The following is an 11,598-nucleotide window of genomic DNA, read 5'->3' on the forward strand; positions in this document are numbered from 1 at the left end:
TTTTTTTTTGATTCTAACCTATCGCTTTTATCAAAATGATAAAACTTGATACGTTTAATTAAACATTGGTTTCCGTCTTACTCGGACGGACAAGGTTGTGTTGTTGTAGTTGTACGACCAATGAAAAACTAAGGCATAGATTAATCTTTTTTATTATAAAAACAAAAAAAGAGGCGGGAAGCCTCTCTTTTCATTACTTTCTTAATCCTAATTCCTTTACTATTGCACGGTATCTTAAAATATCTTTTTTAATGAGATAATCTAATAGATCTCTACGCTTTCCTACTAATTTTACTAGAGAACGCTCTGTGTTGAAATCTTTACGATTCTTTTTTAAGTGTTCAGTAAGATGAGTAATTCTGTGCGTGAATAATGCAATTTGACCTTCCGCAGAACCACTGTCATTTTTTCCTTTACCGTGTTTAGCGAAAATTTCTTCTTTAACTTCTTTTGTTAAATACATTCCAATATTATTTAAATGATTTTTATGTATGTCCATAGCACTTTACTATGAGCGTGCAAATATACTGTTTTTTGCTTTATAATTATATTTTGTCTAAAAAAACATAAAAGCTATATTTTATTGTAAATATATTTCTTTTTTATTTTTAGCTTCAATACTTGTTAGTTCATTAATGGGCGATTAAGAATCAAGTTTAGGTATAAATTTATTCTTTGTTTTAGTTCGTGTCTTGGGGTTATGAAATCTAAGAAGCCGTGCTCTTTTAAAAATTCGGCAGTTTGAAATCCTTCAGGAAGTTCTTTTCCTGTGGTGTCTCTTACTATACGAGGTCCTGCGAATCCGATTAATGCTCCTGGTTCAGCAATATTGATATCTCCTAACATAGCGAAGGATGCAGTCGTTCCACCTGTTGTTGGATCTGTGCATAAAGATATATATGGTATTCCCGCATCTGCTAATTGTGCTAACTTTGCAGAAGTTTTGGCTAATTGCATTAGGGATAATGCTGCTTCCATCATACGAGCACCTCCTGATTTGGAGATAATCATAAACGGAATTTTATGTTTTAGGGAATAGTCTGCTGCTCTGGCGATTTTTTCTCCTACTACGCTACCCATCGAGCCTCCTATGAATGAAAAATCCATGCATGCAATAACTAAATCGTTTCCACAGGATTTACCTACTGCTGTTCTTACTGCATCTTTTAGATTTGTTTTGTCTTGTGCTTCTTTAAGACGGTCAACATATTTCTTTTTGTCTTCAAATTTAAGAGGATCTTTAGAGGTGATGCTTTTGTCTAATTCAGTAAATTTTTTACCATCAAATAAGATTTCAAAATATTCTTTGCTTCCAATTCTTACATGATATCCGTCTTCTGGACTAACGTAGAAATTTTTTTCAAGTTGTTCCGCATCTACAATTTTTCCTGTAGGAGATTTGTACCAAAGCCCCTTAGGGACGTCTTTCTTGTCTTCGGTAGCTGTTTGTATACCTTTTTGTGTTCTCTTAAACCAAGCCATAAATTTATATTATATTAAGAAAGCTGAAACTTTGTAAAAAAGTTTCAGCTCTGGTTTTAGTGTTTACAATGTGTTTACATTGTTTAGATCCTCAAATGCTTTTTTAAGACGAGTTTTAAAAGTAACTTCACCTTCTCGTAGCCATTTTCTTGGATCATAATATTTTTTATTAGGTTCTTCAGATCCCTCTGGATTGCCTATTTGTGTTTTTAGGTATTCAATATTGTTTACCATATAGTCGCGTATACCTTCGTTAAAAGCAAACTGTAGGTCTGTATCAATATTCATTTTAATAACTCCGTATCCTATAGCCTCTCTTATTTCTTCTAAAGTAGAACCGCTACCTCCATGAAACACAAAATCGATGTGGTTATGCTCGACTCCATATTTTTCTGAAATAAATTCTTGAGAGTTTTTAAGAATTTTTGGGGTTAATTTTACATTTCCTGGTTTGTATACACCATGTACATTACCAAAAGCAGCAGCAATAGTGAATTTATCACTTATTTTACTTAACTCTTCATAAGCATATGCAACTTCTTCTGGTTGTGTGTATAGTTTAGAGTCATCTACGTCACTATTGTCAACTCCATCTTCTTCTCCACCAGTTATACCAAGTTCAATCTCTAAAGTCATCCCCATTTTACTCATGCGAGATAAGTACTCTTTACAGATTTCTATGTTTTCTTCGATTGGTTCTTCCGATAAATCAATCATATGAGAACTGTATAAGGATTTCCCTGTTTCTTTATAAAACTCTTCTCCAGCATCTAATAAGCCATCGATCCATGGAAGCAGTTTTTTTGCACAATGGTCAGTGTGTAAAATAACAGGAACTCCATAGGCCTCTGCTAATAAATGTACATGTTTTGCTCCAGCTATTCCTCCAGCTATAGCAGCTTTTTGATTTTCATTAGATAATCCTTTTCCTGCATTAAACTGTGCTCCACCATTAGAGAATTGAATAATTACAGGAGAGTTTAATTCTGCTGCGGTTTCTAAAACGGCATTTATAGAATTAGAACCGATGACATTAACAGCAGGTAATGCAAAAGCTTTTTCTTTTGCATATTTAAAAATAGCTTGCACTTGATCTCCTGTTGCAACCCCTGGTTTGATGTTGTGACTCATAATTTAGTTTTGGTTTATAAGCTTACAAAAATAGTAAAATTATACGGAAAGCGATAAGAATAAAATAATCATTAAAATTTAGGGTTAAACATTCTGAAAATTTTAGAGATAGGGGATGTTGGTTTTGTTATAAGCTAAATTAAAAAGGATAATTAATCCCAAAATTACGGGTAGCTTCAGATAATCGGTATCCTTTAAACCATCTTTGATCTTCGTCGTTAGCAGGATTGAAAGTTTTAAAACCAAGGTCAAATCTTAAAACAAAAAAATTGAAATCATAACGAAACCCTAAACCAGTTCCTACGGCTATTTCTTGTAGATCATCAAGGCCTGAAAATACAGCGTCTTCATCTTCGACATTGTCTAAAACATTCCAAATGTTACCGACATCAATAAATAAAGCACCATGCAGAGATCCTAATATGTTATATCTATATTCTAAATTTAATGCAATTTTCATGTTAGCTTCATTAAATTGGTCTCTTCCTCCTGTACGCCCTGGTCCTAAATCATATACTAACCATGCTCGATTATCATTTGGACCTCCTCCAAAAAAACTTCTGGCAAAGGGAATACTATTTGCATTGCCATAAGGTATTGCTATCCCGCCAAAAGCTCTGAATGCAATTACATTTTTTCTACCTAAGTCCCAGTGCTTTATGTAGTCTATTTCTGTTTTGATATACTGAGAAAACTCAACACCAAATATTTCAAAACGCTTATTAGAATTTTCTTTTAATCCAGATATGCTTGATACAGTACTTAATAGATTACCAGCTAGTTCAATTTTAGTCCTAAACCTAGAGTAATTTTCATCATAAAGATTTTCTCTATTGTTTTTTATAAAGGTGTAGTTTGATGCAAAAATTAGGTTATCCTCGGTTAGACGAACTTTTCTTTCATTAATATTGCGTATTTCTTGTAGCTGATTTTGAGTTAGACCTGTTCCAGAGTTTAAGGATTGTGAGATGAATCCATTTGCTCCAGATGGTATGTTTAAGGTATTAGAATTTGGTTTGGAGAAAAAAGGAGAATTTGGTTCAAGAACTTGAGTAGCAATGTTATTTAACTTGTTAAATGAAGTGTTGTAAATGTTGAAATAATTGCTGGTGTTTAAGTTTCTAACATATTGAACATTAGTGAGGTCTAATGTGTTTGTTATGGTATTGTTTGGTTTCCAGCTATAACCAAATATACCTGTAGCATTCTGTTTGTCTAATCCAATGTTTTGTTGCACATTTATTCCAAATGTTAGATTTGTAGTAGGAGACATGTATTTTGGAATGATTTTATTGACCTTAAGAGGAAAAAGTATTTTAGGGAAGGATAACCTTAGATCAGTTCCTATTTCTGATATATTAAAGAATTTTTTATCGCTATCAACAACGTCATTAGAAGATCCTATGCTTCCTCTTGCAGAAATTTCTAAAATCTCTGCGCCTCCAAAAAGATTACGTATTAAAAGAGATCCTCCAAAACCTGTTCCAAACGCTTGAATATTTGAAGTCAAAATATCAAAATCTATATTTGTGCTATATTTTTTTCTGGGAGTAAGTAAGATGTTTGCAATAAGATCTTCTCCTTTTGGGTCATTTGGATCAGTGTCAAATCTAATATTAGGGTATTTGAAAGATTTTAAGTTGCTAATTTGGTTATAAGTAAGGGTGCGATCTTTGTCTCTGAAAATTTCACCAGGAGTTATTAAGACAGAATTTGTAATTGATTTGCGAGTAAACTTTATTTTTTCATACCCATAAATGTTATACCCTTTGTAAATAGTGCTATCCTTGGGTTTTTGGTTTCGGTTTTGATACGAATAATCTGTAAATATGTTTACTTTACTTATTTTGTGTACTTTAAACGGGGTTCTATAGGTAGAGTCTCCGTAACTTATAGAGCGGTTTTTTATAAGTAGATTTAGATTTACTTTATGATTTGTGTTAATAGTATCTGCGTCAAATTTGATAAATTCTTTTTCAAAGTGGAAGAGTCCAGAATTTCGGTATAAAGAAGTGAGTCTTTCTCTTTCAGATTCTATATCTGAAGTTTTGTATTGTTTGCCACTAATAATAGAGGACTTGTTTATATGAAGTTTATATATAGAATCCGCAACCTTAGATTCTATTTTTGTGTTTAAAGAATCTATGAAATATGGTTTATTTGGCTTTATATAATAATCTACTGTTGCTGTTTTGTTGTTTTTTTTATGGATTTTATAATCTGCTTCAATGTTAAACCAGCCATTATTCCAATAATATGCATGTAGTCTTTTGATAGATCGTTTTACCTTAGATTCATTAATGACAGAGGGAGGTTCACCAGTACTTTTTAGCCATTCATTAATTCGGATTAATCCAATACCTAAACGATCAACTTGTTTTTTAGAAAGAAAATTCACCATTCGTTTTTCACGATTGGGTTTTCTTGTGAGCCAGTCTTTGTATAAAGAATCTTGATTTACACTAGCAAGATTATAGATATGAAGTCTAATAGGTATGCCTAAAAGTTTAGTGTTAGGTTTTTGGGAAATTTGATTGTAGAGTTTAGAATCTTTAGATTTGATGCTGTCTACAAAAATCGTATTTTTCTCCAATAAAAATTCCTGTTCCTTAACTCTTTTTATCGCATTACACGAAAATAAAAAGATGGTAGTTAAGGTAATTAATAATATTTTTGTCTGAAAGTGTTTCAATCCTTATTCATTATTGATCCAAAAATACACTATTTGTATGGTTAGTAAAAACCAAAAGAAACTAATAAAGAGTTTATATCAAAAAAAGTACCGAAAACAATATGGATTGTTTGTTGCTGAGGGTAAAAAAGTAATAAATGAGCTTTTAGAAGAAGGGGTAAAGCTTTATTCTCTTTTTACTATTGAGGATATTTTTGATGTAGATCAAGCAAGTAAATATATTGTTACAGAGGAAGAGCTAAAACAAATTAGTTTTTTGACTACTCCTCAGATAGTATTAGCTGTATTTTATATTCCTTATAATGGTGGTATTGAAGAAAGAGGTTTAATTTTAGCATTAGATGATATCCGGGATCCTGGCAACTTGGGGACTATAATTCGCTTATGCGATTGGTTTGGGATTAAGGATTTAGTTTGTTCTATGCAAACTGTAGATTGTTATAATCCCAAGGTAATTCAAGCGACTATGGGATCTATTACCCGAGTAAATATTAATTATGTAGACTTAAAAAGTTTTTTGACTACAAAAGCTAAAGAGTTTAAAGTGTATGGAACTTTTATGGAAGGTAAGTCTATTTATAAAGAACAGCTTTCTGAAAATGCTATTCTTATAATGGGTAATGAGGCAAATGGAATTTCTGAGAGTATTCAAAATTTTGTTCAGGATAAGGTAACTATACCTCAATTTGGAATAAATAAAAAAACAGAAAGTCTTAATGTGGCTACAGCAACAGCAATTGTTTTAAGTGAGTTTAAAAGATCTTAAAAATAAATAGGTTTTATTGAAATGTGAAATTTATAAAAATCCCTCTGGTAGACATTTTGTCAATAGTAGCTGTGTATGGGCTATCTGGGTCATTATCCTTTACTAATTCATCAGACATGGCAAATACTCCTCTTATAGAAGGGGTGAATTTGAAATAATAAAGATAGAGGTCTATCCCAAAACCTATTTCATAATAATTAGTATTGGTTTTCATTCGAAATTGTCCTACACTATTATCATCTGGGTTATCTTCATTACTAGAAAGGTTGATAGAGGTGGAAACTCCACCAATAATAAAAGGTTTAATATTGTTAATTCTTTTGGTAGATATTTTTAGTAATAAAGGGATGTGGACGTATGTGGAAGGTACTTCTCTGGAAGATTCAAAATCAGATTCAAATTCAGGATTCGAAAATTTTAGGTTTCTTGTATTGAATATTACCAATGGCTCTAGTCTAAGATCTAAGTAGTCATTTATTCTAAGATTTCCTAAAAGACCTACGTTAAAACCGAGGGAAGCATCATGTATGATATCAGTGTCTGAGGCATCTGCAGAATAATCAAAATTAAAATCATAACTATTAAACCCAAGGATATAACCATAGCTAAACCTTGGCTTGTCGAAGTTTTGAAGATTTTGTACCTTTTCTTTAGAAAATAGCTGTGCACTCATATTTTGAGTGTATGCTAAAACAACGATGAGGATAAATATTCTTTTCATTAAAATTAAATTAACCTTTTAAATGGTTTTAAAAAAACCTTAAACGTTTCGGATTCGTTACTTTTAAAAACACTATCATAACTTTTAAGTTATTTTGTAGCGGTATAAATGGTAGCGACACCAAAAGTTTGTGGAGCGTCTTTGACTTCTATAAACCCAATTTTTTTCAAAATATTGTTGAGCTCTTCTCCATATGGAAAAGCTGCGGCACTTTTACTAAGATAAGAATATGCAGATTTGTCCTTAGAAAATAGTCTCCCTATCAAAGGTAAAATTTTTGATGAATATAATTTGTATCCTTGTTTGTATGGCGTTTTTGTAGGGATAGAGGTTTCTAAAATAACAAAAATACCTCCGGGTTTAAGTACTCTGAAAATTTCTGAAAGGCCTTTTTTTAAATTTTCAAAATTACGTACTCCAAAAGCTACAGTTACAGCATCAAAATAATTTTCAGGATAGTCAATGTTTTCACTATCTCCTTGTACCATATTGATAATGGAATCTAGTTTTTTTGTACTAACCTTTTGTTTACCTATTTTTAACATTCCAGAAGAAATATCAAGACCTATTATTTCTGAAGCCCCTGTTTTCGATAGGTTTATAGCTAGATCTCCAGTTCCTGTTGCAACATCTAAAATTCTTTCAGGATTAGATTTTTTAACAAGATTAACTACTTTCTTACGCCATTTAAGATCTATTCCAAAAGAAATAACGCGATTAAGACCGTCATAATTCTCTGATATGGTATCGAACATCTCAGCAACCTGTTCTTTTTTAGACCGGTTTTCGTTTTTGTATGGTGTTATTTTTTCTGACATTCAAAAAAATTTAGGCAAATATACATTATTTGATATGGATCGTCAGAATAGAATCGAATTAAGTTGAAGATAAACAAATTTTACTAGTTAGTCAATTTACGTTACCTTTGCATACTTTTACATTCTAAGATAATATTAAATTACTTTTTTTAAGTAGTTATTCTTAGTTTTATTTTTTTTTATGAAAAATAATATACAAAACCAATGAAAATTATTATTGCCGGTGCTGGTGAGGTAGGGTTTCATTTGGCGAAATTACTTTCTTTTGAGTCTCAAGACATTACGCTTATTGATACAGATAAGGAATGTCTTAATTATGCAGATACACATTTAGATATCAGGATTATTAAAGGAGATTCTACTTCAATTGCTATTTTAAAAGAAGCAAGAGTAGAAAACGTCGATATGGTAATAAGTGTTACTTCTAGCGAAACAACTAATATTACTATTTGTGTATTAGCAAAACAGTTAGGAGCTAAGCGTACTATTGCAAGGATTTCTAATACAGAATTCATAGGTAATAAAGAGGAAATAGGATTTGCTAAGTTCGGAATTGACGAACTAATTTCTCCCGAAGCTCTTGCTGCAAGTGAAATAGAATTACTCCTTAGTCAATCTGGATTTCATGATAGTTATGAGTTTGAGAACGGAGCGTTAACGATGGTAGGTACTACCTTGTCTAAAGAGGCCTTGTTTGTAGGTAAATCAGTGAGGGAAGCGGCAGAGATATTTCCAGAATTACATTTTATGCCAATAGCAATTCAACGTTCTGGAACTCAGTATACATTGATTCCTAGAGGAGATACTACCTTTAAAGATGGAGATCAAGTTTATTTTGTTACATCCAAAGGAGGTGTCGAAGAGTTATATAAATTAATAGGAAAAGTAAAAGAACAAATCAAAAAGGTTATGATTTTAGGAGGTAGTAAGATCGGTTATAAAACCGCACGAGACCTTTGTAATCATAAATTTAGAGTAAAACTTATAGAGAAAGATAAAGATAAATCTTTTGATCTGGCAGATGAGTTGCCTAATGCTCTAATCATTAATGGAGATGGAAGGAATGTAGAGCTATTAGAAGAAGAAGGGATTGACGGGATGGATGCTTTTATAGCAGTTACAGGAAATTCTGAAACTAATATTATGTCTTGTCTAGTAGCTAAATCTAAAGGAGTTAGAAAGACTATAGCATTGGTAGAAAATATGGATTATTTTCAATTATCTCACTCTATTGGTATAGATACTTTGATTAACAAAAAACTTTTGGCAGCAAATAATATTTTTAGATTTATTAGAAAAGGAGAGGTTGTTGCTATGACCAAACTTAATAATATGAATGCGGAGTTGTTAGAATTTGTTGTTAAACCTAGGTCTGAGGTAAGCGATAATTTTATCAAGGATTTAGATTTTCCTCGTTCTGCTATAATTGCAGGAGTTATTAGGGATGAAAAAGGAAAGATTCCGTTAGGGGATTTTTATATTCAAGCAGGAGATAGAGTAGTAGTATGTTGTTTACCAAAATCTATTAAGAAAATAGAAAAGCTTTTCCTTTAAGATGTACAAGTTAAATTATAAAATTATTTCTCATATAATGGGGCTTTTGTTACTTTGTAACGGGGGGTTTATGCTTATAGCTACCATAGTTAGCTTTGCTTATAAAGATGGCGTTACTTTGCAAATAATGATGGCATCCTTAGCAACTATGTTTGTTGGGATTATGTTAATGTTTTTTACAAAGGAGCATCAAAAAGAAATTAATAAACGAGACGGGTATATTGTAGTTACCTTTGGTTGGATATTTATGTCTTTAAGTGGTGCTTTGCCATATTTGTTTTCTGGGGCAATACCCTCTTTTACGAATGCTTTTTTTGAGACCATGTCTGGGTACACTACAACAGGGTCTACGATTCTTAATGAAATAGAAATTATTCCTAAAGGAGTTTTATTTTGGCGAAGTCTAACACACTGGATTGGTGGTATGGGAATAATAGTTTTAGCAATAGCTATTTTACCATTATTGGGTATAGGAGGGATGCAATTGTTTGCAGCAGAAGCTCCTGGGCCAAGTGCAGATAAGTTACATCCCAGGATTACAGATACAGCAAAAAGACTTTGGTTAATCTATTTTGGTTATACAGTAGCAGAAACTATTCTTTTGAAATTAGCAGGAATGAATTTTTTTGATGCTATAAATCATGCGTTAAGCACATTGTCAACAGGGGGGTTTTCTACAAAAAATGTAAGTGTAGCATATTGGAATGATCAGCCTATAATACAATACATAATTATATTGTTTATGTTTTTGGCAGGAATGAATTTTGTTCTTAGCTATTTTGCATTTAAAGGCAAGATGAGTAAAATAATAAAGGATGAAGAATTTAAATTCTATACCTTGTTTACTATAGGGTTTACTTTGATAGCAGCTCTTGTGATTTATTTTAAAGCGGACCCTTCGTTGTCATCTATCGATCACCCTATGGTTTGGGGAGAAGCTGAAAGTGCGTTTAGACATGCTCTATTTCAGGTGTTAGCAGTTATAACTACAACTGGATTTGTAACTGCAGATTTCACTATGTGGACCCCTTTTCTCACAATTCTTTTCTTTGGAATCATGTTTCTGGGAGGATCTGCAGGATCGACATCAGGAGGAATAAAAGTAATGAGGCATTTGATAACTATTCGTAATGGGATTTTGGAATTTAAAAGAACCTTACACCCCAGGGCAGTACTGCCAGTAAGATATAATTCTAGAGCAGTTTCTAAAGAGATAGTTTTTAATATATTGGCATTCTTTATTTTGTATATGCTTGCATTTATTATAGGCTCTGTGGTATTGGGAGCTTTGGGTCTAGATTTTGAAACAGCAATAGGTGGTGCAGCGTCCTCGTTAGGGAATGTTGGTCCAGCGTTTGGAAAACTAAGTCCTGTTCATAACTTTAATGTATTGCCAGCTTTTGGCAAATGGTGGTGTTGTTTTCTTATGCTTATAGGAAGATTAGAGCTTTTTACAGTGCTTATACTTCTCACACCATTCTTTTGGAGAAATAGGTAGTCTTTAAAAATATTTAGTTTTTATCAATTTAATAAAAAATGAGTTTTTCTATAAAATAAAGTATAGAAAAATTTGTTTGAATTAATCAATATTATTGAATGTAATCCCTTAATTAATTATTTATGTTGGCTGTAAGGAAGTTTTTAACGTTGAAGATGTCTAAAAAACGGTATAAATAACGTATGCATCCGAGCAACTACAATATAGAATTTTCTTGATATCCAGGTAGTAATTCTTCTAATTTTTGTATGCTATGATCTGGTATTTTTTCTAAGGTATTAGCGAGCCATTCTCTTGGATTTATGTTTTGCATTTTGCAACTTCCAAAGAAAGAATACAGCATTGCTGCATTTTGTGCTGCTTTGTGTGATCCACAGAATAGATAGTTTTTTCTACCTATAGACATTGGTCGTATGGCATTTTCTATTTTGTTATTATCTAGCTCTATTTTTCCATCCAGAAATATATTCTGGAGTTTATGATATTGGTTCACAAAATAGGTCATTGCTTTCCCAATAGCGCTTTTAGGCAACACATTATATTGTTCTTCTGTAATCCAACCCTTGATCTGTTGCAATAACGGTTGTATCTTTTCAAGGCGTAATTGCTTGATTTTTTCAACATTTTGCTCTGACTCTTCTTTAATAGTTCTTTCTTGGAGATAGATTTCTCTGAAAATAGCTAATGCTTTTTCTGCACGTTTTTTATCATTGTCCAATGCATCGTAGAACTTTCTTCTGGCATGTACCAAACATCCAGCAAGTGTTATAGCAGGATCTGCTCCAATTTTGTCATATACTGTATACCCATCGCATTGCAAATACCCTGTATAGTCTGCAAGTAATTCTTTTGGACCGTTTTGCCCACGCCCTTTACGATAATTAAAAAGTACTAGTTTGCCTATGGGATCGTGATAGACCCATTGATATCCTTGAT

10 protein-coding genes are annotated in these 11,598 nt (G+C 32.2%); 3 read left to right on the forward strand and 7 right to left on the reverse strand.

What is annotated here, in order from left to right; translation table 11 throughout:
• Positions 1-193 precede the first annotated feature (193 nt).
• From rpsO to tamL, 4 genes are all read right to left on the reverse strand, one after another.
• On the reverse strand, positions 194-463 hold the full coding sequence (rpsO, locus tag H527_RS0101265) for a 30S ribosomal protein S15 (protein WP_027411025.1): 270 nt from the start codon (positions 461-463) through the stop codon (positions 194-196).
• A 161-nt stretch (positions 464-624) separates the two neighbouring features.
• Positions 625-1,482, reverse strand: a complete 858-nt coding sequence (accD, locus tag H527_RS0101270; RefSeq protein ID WP_027411026.1) for an acetyl-CoA carboxylase, carboxyltransferase subunit beta — start codon at positions 1,480-1,482, stop codon at positions 625-627.
• A gap of 63 nt (positions 1,483-1,545) precedes the next feature.
• Complete coding sequence (fbaA, locus tag H527_RS0101275) at positions 1,546-2,613, reverse strand: class II fructose-bisphosphate aldolase (protein WP_027411027.1); 1,068 nt, start codon at positions 2,611-2,613, stop codon at positions 1,546-1,548.
• Positions 2,614-2,752: 139 nt separating this feature from the next.
• Positions 2,753-5,305 carry a translocation and assembly module lipoprotein TamL gene (gene tamL / locus H527_RS0101280; protein ID WP_027411028.1) on the reverse strand — a complete coding sequence of 851 codons (2,553 nt, stop codon included), beginning with the start codon at positions 5,303-5,305 and terminating at the stop codon, positions 2,753-2,755.
• 37 nt (positions 5,306-5,342) lie between these two features.
• Between tamL and H527_RS0101285 the strand changes: the two genes are divergently transcribed.
• A complete protein-coding gene (locus H527_RS0101285; RefSeq protein WP_027411029.1) occupies positions 5,343-6,071 on the forward strand; it encodes a TrmH family RNA methyltransferase in 729 nt (242 codons plus the stop codon).
• A 13-nt stretch (positions 6,072-6,084) separates the two neighbouring features.
• Here the strand turns inward: H527_RS0101285 and porT are convergent, their stop codons facing one another.
• A complete protein-coding gene (gene porT, locus H527_RS0101290) occupies positions 6,085-6,792 on the reverse strand; it encodes a type IX secretion/gliding motility protein PorT/SprT (RefSeq protein ID WP_027411030.1) in 708 nt (235 codons plus the stop codon).
• A gap of 89 nt (positions 6,793-6,881) precedes the next feature.
• On the reverse strand, positions 6,882-7,610 hold the full coding sequence (gene ubiE / locus H527_RS0101295) for a bifunctional demethylmenaquinone methyltransferase/2-methoxy-6-polyprenyl-1,4-benzoquinol methylase UbiE (RefSeq protein WP_027411031.1): 729 nt from the start codon (positions 7,608-7,610) through the stop codon (positions 6,882-6,884).
• 204 nt (positions 7,611-7,814) lie between these two features.
• Between ubiE and trkA the strand changes: the two genes are divergently transcribed.
• Both trkA and H527_RS0101305 read left to right on the forward strand, forming a co-directional pair.
• Positions 7,815-9,164 carry a Trk system potassium transporter TrkA gene (gene trkA / locus H527_RS0101300; protein ID WP_027411032.1) on the forward strand — a complete coding sequence of 450 codons (1,350 nt, stop codon included), beginning with the start codon at positions 7,815-7,817 and terminating at the stop codon, positions 9,162-9,164.
• Between the two features lies 1 nt (position 9,165).
• Positions 9,166-10,662: a TrkH family potassium uptake protein gene (locus H527_RS0101305; protein ID WP_027411033.1), complete on the forward strand. Its 1,497-nt coding sequence runs from the start codon at positions 9,166-9,168 to the stop codon at positions 10,660-10,662.
• 196 nt (positions 10,663-10,858) lie between these two features.
• Here the strand turns inward: H527_RS0101305 and tnpC are convergent.
• Positions 10,859-11,598: IS66 family transposase (tnpC, locus tag H527_RS0101310; RefSeq protein ID WP_027411034.1), on the reverse strand; the 740-nt coding region annotated here is incomplete at its 5' end.

Origin of the sequence: Aquimarina muelleri DSM 19832 (assembly GCF_000430665.1) — a bacterium.
Taxonomy (GTDB): Bacteria; Bacteroidota; Bacteroidia; order Flavobacteriales; family Flavobacteriaceae; genus Aquimarina; species Aquimarina muelleri.